Source organism: Kocuria rhizosphaerae (assembly GCF_044462265.1).
GTDB lineage: Bacteria > Actinomycetota > Actinomycetes > Actinomycetales > Micrococcaceae > Kocuria > Kocuria rhizosphaerae.
In genome coordinates, this window is the sequence record NZ_JBISWL010000155.1 from 1 (window position 1) to 15,092 (window position 15,092).

General features: G+C 66.8%; 13 protein-coding genes. 9 read left to right on the plus strand and 4 right to left on the minus strand.

Features of this window, described 5'->3' with window-relative positions; all coding sequences use genetic code 11:
- Nucleotides 1–61: 61 nt before the first annotated feature.
- A complete protein-coding gene (locus tag ACH9EU_RS18055; RefSeq protein WP_396415291.1) occupies nucleotides 62–679 on the minus strand; it encodes a 50S ribosomal protein L25/general stress protein Ctc in 618 nt (205 codons plus the stop codon).
- Nucleotides 680–1,185: 506 nt separating this feature from the next.
- Between ACH9EU_RS18055 and ACH9EU_RS18060 the strand changes: the two genes are divergently transcribed.
- From ACH9EU_RS18060 to ACH9EU_RS18075, 4 genes are all read left to right on the plus strand, one after another.
- Complete coding sequence (locus tag ACH9EU_RS18060) at nucleotides 1,186–2,661, plus strand: exopolysaccharide biosynthesis polyprenyl glycosylphosphotransferase (protein ID WP_396415292.1); 1,476 nt, start codon at nucleotides 1,186–1,188, stop codon at nucleotides 2,659–2,661.
- 177 nt (nucleotides 2,662–2,838) lie between these two features.
- A complete protein-coding gene (locus ACH9EU_RS18065; protein WP_396415293.1) occupies nucleotides 2,839–3,300 on the plus strand; it encodes a hypothetical protein in 462 nt (153 codons plus the stop codon).
- A gap of 283 nt (nucleotides 3,301–3,583) precedes the next feature.
- Nucleotides 3,584–5,116, plus strand: a complete 1,533-nt coding sequence (locus ACH9EU_RS18070) for an exopolysaccharide biosynthesis polyprenyl glycosylphosphotransferase (RefSeq protein WP_396415294.1) — start codon at nucleotides 3,584–3,586, stop codon at nucleotides 5,114–5,116.
- 127 nt (nucleotides 5,117–5,243) lie between these two features.
- Complete coding sequence (locus ACH9EU_RS18075; protein ID WP_396415295.1) at nucleotides 5,244–6,335, plus strand: acyltransferase family protein; 1,092 nt, start codon at nucleotides 5,244–5,246, stop codon at nucleotides 6,333–6,335.
- A gap of 1 nt (nucleotide 6,336) precedes the next feature.
- Here the strand turns inward: ACH9EU_RS18075 and ACH9EU_RS18080 are convergent, their stop codons facing one another.
- Both ACH9EU_RS18080 and rfbB read right to left on the minus strand, forming a co-directional pair.
- Complete coding sequence (locus ACH9EU_RS18080) at nucleotides 6,337–7,728, minus strand: sugar nucleotide-binding protein (RefSeq protein WP_396415296.1); 1,392 nt, start codon at nucleotides 7,726–7,728, stop codon at nucleotides 6,337–6,339.
- A gap of 11 nt (nucleotides 7,729–7,739) precedes the next feature.
- The gene (gene rfbB / locus ACH9EU_RS18085) at nucleotides 7,740–8,738 is read right to left on the minus strand and encodes a dTDP-glucose 4,6-dehydratase (protein ID WP_396415297.1); all 999 of its coding nucleotides are present in this window, start codon (nucleotides 8,736–8,738) and stop codon (nucleotides 7,740–7,742) included.
- 172 nt (nucleotides 8,739–8,910) lie between these two features.
- Between rfbB and ACH9EU_RS18090 the strand changes: the two genes are divergently transcribed.
- The 3 genes from ACH9EU_RS18090 (at nucleotide 8,911) to ACH9EU_RS18100 (ending at nucleotide 11,762) form a co-directional block, all read left to right on the plus strand.
- Nucleotides 8,911–9,894, plus strand: a complete 984-nt coding sequence (locus ACH9EU_RS18090) for a GDP-mannose 4,6-dehydratase (RefSeq protein ID WP_396415298.1) — start codon at nucleotides 8,911–8,913, stop codon at nucleotides 9,892–9,894.
- A 25-nt stretch (nucleotides 9,895–9,919) separates the two neighbouring features.
- Nucleotides 9,920–11,017, plus strand: coding sequence for a glycosyltransferase (locus tag ACH9EU_RS18095; RefSeq protein WP_396415299.1), 1,098 nt, complete (start codon nucleotides 9,920–9,922; stop codon nucleotides 11,015–11,017).
- A 241-nt stretch (nucleotides 11,018–11,258) separates the two neighbouring features.
- Nucleotides 11,259–11,762 carry a DapH/DapD/GlmU-related protein gene (locus ACH9EU_RS18100; RefSeq protein ID WP_396415300.1) on the plus strand — a complete coding sequence of 168 codons (504 nt, stop codon included), beginning with the start codon at nucleotides 11,259–11,261 and terminating at the stop codon, nucleotides 11,760–11,762.
- A 93-nt stretch (nucleotides 11,763–11,855) separates the two neighbouring features.
- Here the strand turns inward: ACH9EU_RS18100 and ACH9EU_RS18105 are convergent, their stop codons facing one another.
- Nucleotides 11,856–12,695 (minus strand): glycosyltransferase, encoded by an 840-nt coding sequence (locus ACH9EU_RS18105; protein WP_396415301.1) that lies wholly within the window; start codon nucleotides 12,693–12,695, stop codon nucleotides 11,856–11,858.
- Nucleotides 12,696–13,637: 942 nt separating this feature from the next.
- Here ACH9EU_RS18105 and ACH9EU_RS18110 point away from each other — a divergent pair.
- Together ACH9EU_RS18110 and ACH9EU_RS18115 are read left to right on the plus strand one after the other, a co-directional pair.
- Nucleotides 13,638–14,513: a hypothetical protein gene (locus tag ACH9EU_RS18110; protein WP_396415302.1), complete on the plus strand. Its 876-nt coding sequence runs from the start codon at nucleotides 13,638–13,640 to the stop codon at nucleotides 14,511–14,513.
- Between the two features lie 71 nt (nucleotides 14,514–14,584).
- On the plus strand, nucleotides 14,585–15,034 hold the full coding sequence (locus tag ACH9EU_RS18115) for a DapH/DapD/GlmU-related protein (RefSeq protein ID WP_396415303.1): 450 nt from the start codon (nucleotides 14,585–14,587) through the stop codon (nucleotides 15,032–15,034).
- Nucleotides 15,035–15,092: the final 58 nt, after the last annotated feature.

A 15,092-nucleotide genomic window follows, 5' to 3' on the forward strand; every position in this document is an offset into this window, starting at 1 on the left:
GGGGCGGCACGCGTGCCGCCCCGCACTCGCGGGATCACCGGGGTCGGTCGGGAACCGGGGCTCAGGCCTCGTTCTCGGGCACGACGTCGCCCTCGGGGGCCGCTGCGGTCTCCTCGCCGGCCTCCTCGCCCAGGTCCTGGGCCTGGGGCGCGGAGACGTTGATCACGAGCAGCTCGGGGTCCGAGACCATGACGACGCCCTCGGGCAGGCGCACGTCGGCGGCGTAGACGTGGTCGCCCACGCCGTGGCCGTCGAGGTTGATGTTGACGTCCTCCGGGACGTTCAGGGCGTCGGCCTCGACCGTGAGGGTGTTCTCCTCGACGTTGTGCACGGCGTTGGGCTCGACCTCGCCGTGGACGTGGACGGGGATCTCGACCTCGACCCGCTCGCCGCGGCGGACCGCGAGCAGGTCCACGTGCAGGATCTCGGGGCGGGTCGCGTGGCGCTGGATGTCCTTGACCATGACGAGCTGGCTCTCGCCCTCGATGTCGAGCTCGAGCACTGCGTTGGAGTGGCGCACGGCGAGCATGGTGGTGTGGCCGGGGATGACCACGTGCTGGGGCGGCTCGCCGTGGCCGTAGACGACCGCGGGGATCTGGTCGTTGGCGCGGATGCGGCGGGCGTAGCCCTTGCCGAAGTCGCTGCGCGTGGAGGCGGGGATGCGGATGGTGTCGACCATGGGAACTCCTCGGTGTCGGGTCTGTGCGTGCTCTCTCGGCAATTCGACCGGGCGACACCGGCCGCAGACCCTCCCCCGGCGTCCGGGACGCCGTGCGACGCGCCTCTCGGGGCGCCGCCGCACAAGTGGGGACGGGAACGTTCAACCAGCCGTCGTCGATCACGGGACCCCGCGGGGTCCCCTCGCCTTGGCAACCGCACCAGGGTAGCACGGGCCGCCCGCCGGGCCGCGACCCCCGGCCCGCCGGGGGCCGGGCCGGGAGCCGGACCGGGCACACGGTGCGGGACGACGGCGCGGCGCCCTCCGCAGCCGCCGGCGCGGCGGCCGGATCCTGTCCCCGGGTCTGCGGACACCCGCCCGCGGAGGGGCTCCGGACGGGCGCCGGCGCACCGAGACCCATGTGCTTTCCTCGATGTGCACTTGTAAAGTCATCGACAGGGGCAGGATCCACGCCGGGGGGCGGAACGGGTCCGGCCACCGTGACACGTCAGGGGGGAGTGGCCAGGGTGCTCAAGACGACCACGAGAAGCCGGCGCGCCGCGTGGCGCGAGGACCACGCCGGGCGGCTGCGGCGCGCGGACGCCGCGGCCCTGATCACCGCGCTCGGGCTGACCCAGCTGGTGCGCTTCGGCACGGGCCCCGGAGACCTCGTGCTCGGCGGCCTCGCGGTGCCCTACTGGCTGGTCGGACTCCTGCTCGGCGCCGCCTGGTGGGGCTGGCTGGACCTGCGGGGCGCGCGGGACGTGCGCCTGATCGGCTCCGGGGTCGAGGAGAACCGCGAGGTGGTCTCCGCCACGCTCGTGCTCTTCGGGGCGGTCGCCGTCGCCGCCTGGGTGCTGGCCGTGCCGGTGGCGCGCAGCTACGTGGTGATCGCCCTTCCGCTGGGCACGCTGCTGCTCCTGGCCGGGCGCAGCGCCGTGCGCCGGGGGCTGACCCGCCGGCGGCTGGCCGGCGAGGCGATGTCCCGCACCCTCGTGGTCGGCCGCGAGCCCGGCGTCGTGGAGATGCTGAAGACCCTGCAGGAGCACCCGGCGTCGGGCTTCGAGCCCGTGGCGGTCTACGCGCCCGCCGCCGAGCGGCCGCTGCCGGCCCACCTGGCCGCGGTGCCCGTGCCGCCGAACACGCTGCCCGCCGGGCAGCTCCCCACGGTCGAGGGGATCCTGGCCGCGTGCCGGGCCCACCGCGCCGAGACCCTCGTGCTCGCCGCGAGCACGCCGCTGAGCACGGAGCAGGTGCGGCACCTGAGCTGGCACCTGGCCGACGCCCGCATCCGGCTGGTCCTCGACACCGGGCTGACCGACGTGGCCGGCCCGCGCGTCCACACCCAGCACCTCTCCGGGCTGCCGCTCATCCACGTCTCCACTCCGCGCCTGCAGCGTTCCCGGCTGCTGCTCAAGCGCCTCGTGGACGTCCTGGGCGCCGGCTCCGCGCTGCTGGTGCTCGGCCCGGTCATGATCGTGCTCGCCGCGATCGTCAGGACCCACGACGGCGGTCCGGTGCTCTTCGCCCAGGAGCGGATCGGCCTGGACGGCTCCCGGTTCCGGATGCTGAAGTTCCGCTCCATGCACCCCGACGCCGAGCGGCGACAGGCCGAGCTGCTGGCGGCCAACGACGCCAAGGGCGGGGTCATGTTCTTCATGGCGGACGACCCCCGGGTCACCGGTCCCGGGCGCTGGATGCGCAAGCACAGCCTGGACGAACTCCCCCAGTTCCTCAACGTGCTCAAGGGCGAGATGTCCCTCGTGGGCCCGCGGCCGCCGCTCCCCACGGAGGTGGACCGGTACGAGGAGCACGTCCGCCGCCGGCTGCGGGTCAAGCCGGGCATCACCGGGCTGTGGCAGGTCTCGGGCCGGGACGACCTCGACTGGGAGCAGGCCGTCCGCCTGGACCTCTACTACGTGGAGAACTGGTCGCCGGTCCAGGACCTCGTGATCCTGCTCCGCACCGTCCGGGCGGTGCTCGCGCCGCACGGGGCCCACTAGACGAAGGTCGGCAAAATAGCCCCATCTGCATAGGACCCCTGTCCGGACAATAGACTATTGTCCGGGCCCAAGGGGACCATGTGGGGACAGATCTCCGCCCCCACCAGGGACTTTGCCCGGATACCATCGAAGCATCCCCCCGACGGCACCCACCTTCGATGGAGAAGCGAGACTCCGATGGCCTCCAGCAGCCTCCTGACCGACGCCCAGCGCTCCCTGCAGTCCTGCTCCCCCGCGGGACTGACGGTCACCCGCCTGGAGATCGTTGACGACGTCGCCCAGCTGACCCTGGCCTTCACTCCCGAGGCGCTCGAGCGGGTGGTGGAGGAGCAGCTGCGGACCGTCGGCGCCCCCTCCGACTGGGAGGACCCGCGCGCCTGCACCGAGCCCGGCTCCCCCACGTGGGCCTACGCCCAGGAGCTGGCCGAGCTCTTCAACGAGCACTACCTCAAGCACACGGTCTTCGAGCGCCACGAGGGCGAGCTGGAGTCGGTCCTGGCCGCCCACGGCCACGAGGGGACCCCCATCGTCGTCGACCCCGCGTACCACCCGTCCTGCCTGGTGCACGTCCTGCGCCGGCTGAAGAAGGCGCACCCCCGCGGCGCCACCGGCGGCGCGCGGGCCTCGAACGCGGCCTGACGACCGTCCCCACACACGGGACCGCAGACGGCCCCTGCACTAAACATCCACTTTGCGCACGGCGGGCGGAGCTCCGCCCTTGCACCCACCCGTCCAGGACCTGGCCCGATGCCGCTCCTGGCCGTGGTCGTGTCATCTTCCGGCGTCATAGTCGTGAATGCATGCATTTGCATCCCTAAACTTGTCCTCAGAAGTGTGGCAGCGCGTCGTCCACGGCTTCCGCCCGGGCTGGGCGGAAGACGATCCCCGGAGGGCCGCGTCCGCCACGGGGAGGAGCTGTGCCGTGCTGAAGGTGGACCAGATCGCCAGGGCCGAGAACGCCGAGGTCGAGGAGTTCCCGCGCCTCACGGAGGAACTCGTTCCGCGGTCCCTCGGCGGCTGGCGGAAGAGCTACGTCCGGCTGATGCTGACCTCGGACGCCCTCGCGCTGGTCCTCACGCTGGCCGCCACGCAGCTGATCCGGTTCCAGCTCGAGAACGCCGGACTGCACCTGGGCGCGGTGTCCGTGCCGTACTGGGCCGTCGGCGTGGCCCTCGCGCTCGCCTGGTGGGTGCACCTGGGACTCAGCGGGACCCGGGACGTCCGGCTCATCGGCTACGGGCTCGAGGAGACCCGGGAGGTCGTCAGCTCCACGCTGGTCCTGTTCGGAACCGTCGCGCTCTTCTCCTTCGCCCTGAACATCCCCACCGCCCGCAGCTACGTGCTGATCGCCCTGCCCCTGGGGCTGTGCCTGCTCGTGCTGGGCCGTTTCGCCGTGCGCCACCGGCTCGCGAAGAGCCGGCAGGCCGGCCGGTCCATGTCACGGACGCTCGTCGTCGGGCGGATGCGCGGCGTGGCCGAGCTCGTGGACTCCCTGCGCGGCAACCCCATGGCGGGCTTCGCGACCACGGCGGTCTACGCCCCGCCGTCGAAGTACCCCCTGCCGCGGGACCTCGAGCACGTGCAGCTGCCGCCCAACGGCTTGAGCCTGCACGACCGGCCGTCCGTCGAGGGCGTCATGGAGGTCTGCCACCAGCTCGGGATCGAGACGGTCATCATGTCCTCCAACGTCCCCCTGAGCACCCGCGAGATCCGCCACCTCAGCTGGCAGCTCACCGACCAGCACATCCGCCTGGTCATGGAGACCGGCCTGACCGACATCGCCGGACCGCGGATCCACATGCAGCAGGTGGCCGGGCTCCCCCTCATCCACGTCGCCACCCCGCGGCTGAGCCGCAGCCGGGCCCTGACCAAGCGGCTCATGGACATCGTGCTCTCCGCGGCCGCGCTGCTCGTCCTCTCGCCGGTCCTGGTGGCCCTCGCCCTCGTCGTGCGGACCCACGACGGCGGGCCCGCGTTCTTCGCCCAGGAGCGCGTGGGCCAGGACGGGTCGCGGTTCAAGATGCTGAAGTTCCGCAGCATGCGCACCGACGCCGAGCAGGTCCGCGAGCTGCTCGAGGGCCAGAACGAGGGGCACGGGCTGCTGTTCAAGCTCAAGGAGGACCCCCGGATCACCGGCCCCGGCACCTGGATGCGCCGGTACAGCCTGGACGAGCTGCCGCAGTTCCTCAACGTCCTCAAGGGCGACATGTCGATCGTGGGCCCGCGCCCGCCCCTGCCCTCGGAGGTGGACCTCTACGAGGACTACGTGCACCGCCGGATGCGCGTGAAGCCCGGCATCACCGGTCTGTGGCAGGTCTCGGGCCGCTCCGACCTCAACTGGGACCAGTCCGTGCGCCTGGACCTCTACTACGTGGAGAACTGGTCGCCGGTCCAGGACGTCCTCATCATGGTCCGCACGCTCAAGGCGGTGCTGGCGAAGGAAGGGGCGTACTGACCCGGTACCGGCCGTCGCACCTCTCATGCCAGCCTCACGCCTACCCCGCGCCACGAGGACCGGCCTCTATCCCTCAGCATCCGGCACCGGCCGCGTTGCCCACCCCCTGGAAGGCACGTCCTCCCCCATGAGCCTCAAGGAACGATTGGGCACCCGGCACAACCGGCTCAACATGATTCGTCTGATCCTGGCATCTCTGGTCATTCTCGGCCACGCCTGGCCGTTGACGGGCACGGAGCGGACGAGCCTCGAATTTCTGGCCGATGTGGCCGTCAACGGGTTCTTCGTTCTCAGCGGATACCTCATCGCCGAGAGCCGGGTGCGGACCAAGTTCGTGCCGTACCTCTGGCGGCGGCTTCTGCGCATCTACCCGGCCTTCGTCGTCAGTCTGCTCGCGGTGGCGTTCGTCTTTGCACCCCTCGCAGGCATGATCGACGGCTCATCGCTGAACGTGGCATCCGCGGTCGGCTTCGTCCTTGGAAACAGCGACCTGAAGATCTCACAGTGGGGCATCGAAGGATCGCTCACAAATATCCCGTACGCGGGTGCCTGGAACGGCTCCCTGTGGACCCTGTTCTACGAGGCCGTCGCCTACGTGGCGATCGGCCTGGTGCTCAGTCTCGCCGTGGCGGTGCGGCACGCCCGGTGGGTGCTGCCGTCGTTGTTCCTCGCCGTCCTCGTCTTCCGCCCCCTGGCCCTCGGCCCGCTGGACGTCACGACCAACCTCTATCTCAACGGCCTTCGACTGGCGGGCTACTTCCTGGTCGGTGCGGCCATCTGGGCCTGGGCGAGCAAATGGCGTCCGACAGGTGCGCAGGTCGCCGTCGCAGGACTGGTCTACACAGCCCTGTTGGCGACCGGCTGGGCGGATCTCTATGGCCAGCTGCCCCTCGCCGTGCTGCTTCTCGGGCTGGGCGCCGCCCCCTCCAGCGACTGGACCACGCGCACCGACCTCTCCTACGGCGTGTACATCTACGCCTTCCCGGTGCAGCAGATCCTTGTGCTGCTCGGCACGGCGTCGTGGGGTGTGGCCGCCAACTCGGTGCTCGTCCTCCTGCTGACCCTCCCGCTGGCACTGATGTCGTGGAAGCTGGTTGAGAAGCCGGCACTGAAGGCCAAGGCGTGGCTCGATCCCCGTCACCGGCCCGACAAGCGGATCTCCGCCGCCGGCGCTGAGACCGCCTTGCCCACGGGCGCCGGAGCACGGCACCGGGCCTGAGTCAGCCGGTGAGGAACTCGTGCAGGCGTGCCAGGTGGTCCACGTCCAGCGCCGTGCCCGGCGGCACGGTCCGGCACAGCACGGAGTTCTCGGGCCGCGGGGCGATGCCGTCCTTGTCTGCCGTGAACTCGGCCGTGGTGATGGGTGACACCCGCTCCGGGTCGGCGCCCACGGCCGCGTAGACCTCTCGGGCCACCCCGTACCAGGTGATCGGCTCGCCCGCGTTCGTGAAGTGGTGCGTACCCCACGGCACCTGCTGGTCCAGTAGCGCCAAGAGGCCCTCGGCCAGATCCGCGGCGAAGGTCAGCCGCCCGGTCTGATCGTCCACGACGTCCGGGTCGATCCCCTTCTCGGCGAGCGCGGCCATCGTTGAGACGAAGTTCTTGCCCTCCCCGATCACCCAGCTGGTGCGCACGACGTGGTGGGCGGGCAGGGCCGCGACGGCGGCCTCACCGGCCGCCTTGGACTGGCCGTACACGGAGACGGGGCACACGGCGTCGTCGACCTCGTACTGCTGCCCCGCGGGCAGGGTGCCGTCGAAGACGTAGTCGGTCGAGACGTGGAGTAGCGGCACGCCTGCCTCACCGCAGGCCCGGGCGAGCGTGGTCACGCCCGTGGCATTGACCGCCCAGGCGTCCAGGCGGCCCTCCGGGGTCTCCGCCGTATCCACGGCGGTACAGGCGGCGGCGTTGATGACCGCCCGGTAGTCCCGCCAGCGGATCGCCGGCCACTCCCCCGGCGCGGCCAGGTCCAGCTCGTCCCGGCCCAGGGCCAGGTACGGCAGGCTTCGCTCCTCGAGCAGGTGGACGAGGGCCCGGCCGAGCTGACCGTTCTTCCCCACCACCAGCACCGGAGCCGGATCGAGCGGCTCGACCTCGGCCATCCGCGGGTGGTGGCGGTCCTTCTCCGAGAGCTGCGCGTGCTCCAGCAGGATCGGCCACTCGATCGCCACGGTCTCGTCGGCGAGGTTGAGGAAGGAATAGGCGTCCTGATTCTCGGCCGACCAGTGGTCGTTGACCAGATAGGTGTAAGCGGTGTCGTCCTCCAGTGTCTGGAAGGCGTTGCCCACCCCGCGCGGGACGAACACGGCTTTCTCCGGGCCGAGTTCCACCGTGACCACGGCGCCGAAGGTCTCGCCCCCGCGCAGGTCGACCCAGGCGCCGAAGATCCGTCCGGTGGCCACGGAGACGTACTTGTCCCACGGCTCGGCGTGGATGCCGCGGGTGGTGCCGCGGGCGGCGTTGAAGGAGATGTTGTTCTGTACCGGGCCGAAGTCCGGCAGCCCGGCGGCCGCTAGCTTCTCCTGCTGCCAGTTCTCCTTGAACCAGCCACGATTGTCTCCGTGCACGGGCAGGTCCACGACGAGCAGACCCGGGATGGCCGTGATGCTCACCTGCGGCGCGTTCACTGACCCACCGCCGCGTACTTGGCCTCGGTGGCGGCCTTGACCGGCTCCCACCAGTCCCGGTGATCCCGGTACCACTTGATGGTGTCGGCCAGACCGGCCTCGAAGTCGGTGAAGCGCGGCTCCCAGCCCAGCTCCTGGCGGGTCCGGGTGCCGTCGATCGCGTAGCGCAGGTCGTGGCCGGGACGGTCCACCACGTGGTCGAACTCGTCCTGCGGTCGGCCCATCAGCCGCAGGATCGTGCGCAGGACCGTGAGGTTGTCGACCTCTCCGTCGGCTCCGACGAGATAGGTCTCGCCCATCCGCCCCTTCTCGAGGACGGTCAGCACGGCCGAGGAGTGATCCTCGGCATGGATCCAGTCACGGACGTTCTTGCCTTCCCCGTAGAGCTTCGGGCGGATGCCGGAGAGCACATTGGTGACCTGGCGCGGGATGAACTTCTCCACGTGCTGGTAGGGCCCGTAGTTGTTGGAACAGTTGCTCAGCGTGGCTTCGATCCCGTAGGAGCGCACCCACGCCCGCACGAGCAGATCCGATCCGGCCTTCGTCGAGGAGTACGGGCTCGAGGGGTTGTACGGGGTCTGCTCCGTGAACTTCGCGGGGTCGTCGAGCTCCAGGTCCCCGAACACCTCGTCCGTGGAGATGTGGTGGAAACGCGTGCCCGTGGCCCGGACCGCCTCCAGCAGCGTGAATGTGCCGATCAGGTTGGTGCGCACGAACGGGGACGGATCGGACAGCGAGTTGTCGTTGTGGGATTCCGCCGCGAAGTGCACCACGGCGTCCGCGGCACCCACGAGGTCGTGGACCAGGCCTCGGTCGCAGATGTCCCCCTCCACGAGGCGGCACCGCTCGGGGTCGGCACGGTCCAGGGAAGCGCGGTTGGCCGCGTAGGTCATGCTGTCCAGGACCACGACCGAGTGCTCCCGGTGCTCCAGGACGTGATGGACGAAGTTGGAACCGATGAAGCCGGCTCCGCCGGTGACCAGAATTTGTCCCATGTGCATGGAGTCTAGTGACGGGCGGTCCGTGGAGCGCGACATGCCTCCGTGTCGACCGGCGCCATCGGAAGAACCTGGCCAGGACGGCATCATCGGATAACCTCAGGACAACCGGAAGGGCACTTGCTGTCCTCATCCCCCCACTCCGGAACACGAAAGCTGAAGGTCCAGCATGCCGCGCGCGCTCATCACCGGGATCACTGGTCAGGACGGGCTGTATCTCGCCGAGTACCTGATCGACAAGGGATACGAGGTCTACGGTCTCGTCCGGGGCCAGAGCAATCCCCGCCGCGAGATCCTCCACCGGATGATCCCCGAGGTGAAGATCCTCACCGGGGATCTGACGGACATCTCCAGCCTCATCCGCGTGCTGAGTATCGCCGAGCCGGACGAGGTCTACAACCTCGGGGCCATCTCGTTCGTGGGGTACTCCTGGGAGAACGCCTCGCTGACGAGTGACGTGACGGCGTTCGGGGTGCTGAACATGCTCGAGGCGACCCGGCTCTACGCCGGCCGGGACATCGAGAAGGTGCGCTTCTACCAGGCCTCCTCCTCGGAGATGTTCGGCAAGGCCCAAGAGGTGCCGCAGACCGAGCGGACCCTCCTGTGGCCGCGATCGCCCTACGGAGTGGCGAAGGTCTACGGCCACTACATGACGATCACCTACCGCGAGTCCTACGGCATGCACGCCTCCAGCGGGATCCTCTTCAACCACGAGTCCCCCCGCCGCGGACCGGAGTTCGTGACCCGCAAGGTGACCCGGGCGGTGGCCCGGATCAGCCTCGGGCTGCAGCAGGAGCTCGCCCTCGGCAACCTGGACGCCCGGCGGGATTGGGGTTTTGCCGGTGACTTCGTGGAGGCCATGTGGCTGATGCTCCAGCAGCCCACCCCGGACGACTACGTGATCGCCACGGGCAGGGACCACTCCATCCGGGACCTCCTGGACGTGGCGTTCTCGACGGTCGGCATCAACGACTGGTCCGAGTACGTCACCCGGGACCCGGCCTACCTGCGCCTGGCGGACGTCGAGTCACTCGTCGGGGACTCGAGCAAAGCTCGTTCCGTCCTGGGCTGGGAGCCGAAGATGGACTTCCCCAGCCTGATCTCCATGATGGTGAATCACGACCTCGCAGAGCAGAAGGTCCTGGTCCGATGAGCCGCTCCGACGGAGGAGATGTCGCATGGCCGGCCTGATCGTCCACGAGTGGTTCGAGCAGTACGGAGGGGCCGAGAAGGTCGTGGAGGAGATGGCCGGGGTGTTCCCTGACGCCGGCATCGCCTGCCTCTGGGACGACTACCCAGGACGGTTCGCGAGACGGCCGGTCACAGAGTCCTGGCTGGCCCGCACTTCGCTACGTCGGCACAAAAGTGTGGCGTTGCCATTCATGCTTCCTACGTGGAGGTCCATCCGAGTTCCGGAGGTGCCGGACTGGATCCTGTGCAGCTCCCACCTGTTCGCACACCATGCCAAGCTGGACGGCACATTCGGGGAAGTTCCGAAGTACGTCTACGCGTACACGCCGGCCCGCTACATCTGGAATCCGGAGCTAGACCAGCGGGGCAACTCGCCGGTGGCAAAACTGGTGTCGAAGCCCCTGCAGGCGGTGGACCGCGCCCGCGCTAAGGAAGCGGCATCCATCGCGTGCGTCAGTGAGTTCGTGCGCTCCCGCGTCCAAGACGCCTGGCAGCGTGACTGCGAGGTCATCCACCCCCCGGTCAACTTCGAGTACTACGCGTCCAGCCGGCAGCACGAACTCGACGCTGCCGAGCTGGACGTCCTGGGGTACCTGCCCGGGACCTACGTTCTCGGCGCCTCCCGGTTCATCCCGTACAAGCGGCTGGACCTGGTGATCGAGTTCGGCGCGGTCAACGACATTCCGGTGGTGCTGGCCGGAGGAGGGCCCGAGGAGGACCATCTGCGGACTCTGGCCGCGTCCGCGCCCGTCCCGGTCCTCTTCGTCTCGAAACCGTCGCAGGCCCTGCTCCGCGAGCTCTACGCGCGGGCGCTGGCGTACATCTTCCCGCCGGTCGAGGACTTCGGCATCATGCCGGTGGAGGCCAACGCGGCGGGGACTCCGGTGGTGGCCGGACGGATCGGGGGCTCGGCCGAAACGGTGGCCAACGGCGTGTCCGGGGTCCTGCTGGACAGTTTCTCTCCTTCGGAGATGAGGGCGGCCGCCGGGTCACTGACCTCGATTACGGCCGAGGACTGCGGCCGGCAGGCTACGGAATTCGAGGAAGCGACGTTCCGGGAGGCGATTGAGCGCTTGGTCGGCTGAGTCCACCGACGCACGCATGGACTTTCACAGCAGGAGCAGGCATATTCCTGAATACACAGGCAGAGGCATATATTTGCCGACATACACTCCTTTCGAAACCGCTGCAGGCGGCGACCACCGTTCTCCTATCCGACTGAGGTGTGCGTCCATGCGGCCAGGATCGCGCGTCCACGCATATGAGCAGGGACCCGTCCTTCGTGTCTGCGCGGGAAGATAGAGATCGGCTTCTAGACTCGCAAACATGCAATTGAATCGTGTTCTGCCCTCCATCCGTGGCCGCGACATCCTTGCAGCTGTGGTGGCACACCCCCTCGTTCCCATTGCCGCACGGTGGCGGATTCTCCGCGCGAGCGGTGCTGAGGTCTCTGGCGCATATATCTGCGCCAATGTCCGGCTGCCAGGTCAGGCGTTGACCATCGGCCAGGACACGTTCATCAACCGAGGCGTCGCCTGGGACGGCCATGCTTCGCTCCACCTGGGGGAACGGTGCGACATTGCCCAGGACGTCTTGTTCGTCTGCGCCACCCACGAGATCGGAGACAGCAAACACCGCGCACGGCAACGGTCCGACTCGCCGATCTCCGTAGGCGATGGGACCTGGATCGGGGCCCGGGCCGTCATCCTGCCAGGAGTCACAATTGGGCCCGGGTGCATCATCGGGGCTGGCGCAGTAGTCACCCACGACTGTGACGCGAACGGCGTCTACGTCGGCGCCCCGGCCAGACGCATCCGAGATCTGCCCTGACGCTCGTCACACGCGCCGTCGACGGCGAGAAATCGGCCAAACGAAGGCGGAGCCCACATACGCGAGCGGCCACGACTACCGGGGCCGTTCAAATTACCGCAGGAATCTGGTAAGACGCTTCACCCGCATAATTGCAACCGGAAAGCGTGTGCGCATCGCCTCGAGAGCGGCGTACCTGTGCCGAAGATCAGCGATCTCATCGTGCTGGCGGTATATGAAAGAAAATAGTTCTTCGGCCTTGTCCTCGTAGAGAGCAATGTTGTTCCGAAATATCTGTGCGCTCGCAGCAACCAGCTGTTCCCGATTGAGCCCGATTCCCTTATTGCGTGAACTGTGACGCTGGCGGTAATGAAAGCAAACCTCATCGAGCCGCCAAACCGTTCGGCCTAATCCCAGAACTTTCAATATGTAATCATGATCTTCCCTGCCGTCACGCATGGTCTCGTCATATCCCCCAACAGCCTCCCAATCATTTCGACGAAAAAGACACGCATTGAAGACCAGATTATGGACGAGAATAGTAGACCAATCAAATTCAGGGAGCCGCCATTCGCCTTCCGCGTCTCCAATAAGGTCAGCGCGAGAATATACTGCGCCGACGGCCTGCTGACTGTCAAGAATTCGAACACACAGCTCTACGTATTGCGGCTCAATTACATCGTCCGCATCGAGAGGTAGGAAATATTGGGCGGAACTCAAACTAATACCTCTGTTCCTTGCCGCTGCCGGCCCTGAATTGGACTGCCGTACCACCATGACCCGCGGGAGCTCGACGATCGACATCAATTCGTCTTGGGTGAGCTTGTCGGTCGATCCGTCATCCACAACGACCACGTCAAGCTCTTCAAAATTTTGAGCCAGGGCACTCATCACGGATTCACGAAGGAACTGGCCGTCGTTATAGCAGGGTATTATTATCGATACGCGGGGCATCTTTTTCCGTTCCGGATATTACCTTGATCCATAAATAAGATGGAAAAACGATATGGCGTCGAGAACGCCCGGACTATTACGCTGCCCAACGGATGCTTGCCCGGAATGTCTCGAGGTAGGCCCCAATATGGGATCGCGCCTCCAATGATCGGCACCCCGGACCAGCCAGGAGGTTTTGCCGCAGAGAACTGGGCTGCAGAATGGGCGATTGGTTCTGATACTGATCAGCCTTCCGACGCTCGAGACGACCAAAACACCTGCCCCGCGTCCGTCTTCTTCGGAGGTTTACATCGATGTTCTGGCAGAGAAAGGGGGACAGCCCTGGAGCGAAAGGGGCGATTGACTCGCCAGAGTGCTGGACCTTCTTCCTGGATAGCCGTCCTCGCTTGCCCAGTGTAGTGGACCTTGCGTGGACATCTTTGATGCGGGTGCCCGAGAGGAGCCTAAAGCATTGGTCTGCTGTTGGATCCGACAGACGTGGGAGAGCCGTCTCTGGTCGATCCGGGATGTGGCGTGGGTCTGAGTGGCTCGGGTTTCGACCAGGGGCAGGGCCGCATAGTCATGGCTCCACCCCGCCGGTCGCGGCCCTGTGATGGCTCGCGTGAACCGCCTTACCCGGCGGGACGAGCGGCGCACGTTGAACTGCGCATGTTGGGCCTCTGCGAAATACAAGGGTCACGCTCCTGAACTGGAGACCCAATACTCCACCCCATCCGCACAATATGCGCCGGGGCGCTGCCGCGCTTCCTACTATCCGGCGGCCTTGTGACGGCACGGAAACGCGCGGCGCGAACCTACTGTGGCACGGGTAGCCAATGAGCCATCATGGTTCCATGGTGCTGACCACGGGACGCTCTGGATGAACCACTCCGCATACTGGCGGGGCCTCTAGTCCTGGGAGCTACCGCTTCGTCGGCCGATACTAGCCAACAGGAGGACGCCTTGAATATTGTGAGCCTGGCCCGGCAGGCCAAGCACGCCCTACACGTCCGAAGAAAACACCTAAAATGGCGTCTAAGACCCGTCAAAATCAAGGCCTACGATCGCTGGCGCGCCAACAATCCCGATAGGAAACCGTACGTCTACCACGAGGACCAATACCCGCATACCTTTCTGCGGCGACCGACCCCGGCGACCCGCCCGGCACAATCCGTTCCTCGCCGAATTTTTGTCATTTGGGTCGGCAACACCCCCATGAATCCACGCCGCGCGGAGAGCTTGGAGTCGATTAGGCAAGCTCAAACCGATGTCGAAGTCGTCCTGATCGATGAAATCTCCTGGACGGACTGGATTGTGACGGAGGGTCCCATCCACCATGCGTTCGGCCTCCTCTCTCCCGTTCACCGGTCGGACTACATGCGCGCATACCTTATGCACTTCCATGGCGGAGGGTATTGCGACATCAAGCCGCTCTCATCGGACTGGGGCCGACTATTTGATACCTTGAATGACCACCCTGACGTTTGGGCAATCGGATACCGGGAAGTGACGTCGGAGTACACCCCCGACCTTCCTCACGCTCTCGGGGCAGACGTGAAGCGCCACTACAAGTCCGTGTTCGGCCCGAGCGCGTTCATTTTCCGGCCTTGCACGCCGTTCACGGAAGAATGGTGGCGGGAACTGAGCAGCCGGATGGACTACTACGCGTCGGCATTGCGGGAGAGCCCGGGAGGCGATCCGTACAATCCACCGGGGTCCTATCCCATTCGCTGGACAGAGATCCTCGGTGACATCACCCAGCCGCTCTGTCTTAAGCATCAGCAACATATTCGATTTGATGACACAGTACGACCACGGCTGAAGGACTACAGAGCGTAATGGGAGCGTTCGCGGAGAAGCTGAGGAGATGGTGGCCAGCACCCGTGCGAGAAATCTGGATCAATGGTTTCATGGCCTCGGCCATCGTGCCCACCGTTGCCCGCGGCTTGGTCGCATCCATCTGGGGAGCGTCCATCGATCGCACTGCGGTCCTGATGCCCGGCGTCCACTTGGGAGGCAAGAACATCACCGTCGGACCGATGACGTTCGTAAACCGCGGTTCCTTCATCGACGATCACGTTCGCCTGGGCCAGTGGGTGCAGATAGGACAGGGTGTGACGATCATTTCCACAAGCCATCGCGTCGAGGGACCGGGCCATCGGGGGGGTGCGGTATTCACGTCTCCTGTGGTTATCGATGACGGAACATGGCTCGGCGCCAATGTCACCGTGCTGCCGGGCGTGCACATCGGTCCTGGTTGCGTCGTGGGAGCCGGCGCAGTAGTGACTCGAGACTGTTCACCGGACGGTCTGTACTTGGGCGTCCCCGCTCAGCGAATCAGGGATTTGCCGATAACTTGAGACCTGCCCTCCCAGTAGTCCAGCGTGGACCGGCCCCCGGAGAGGAGATGAATGGCTT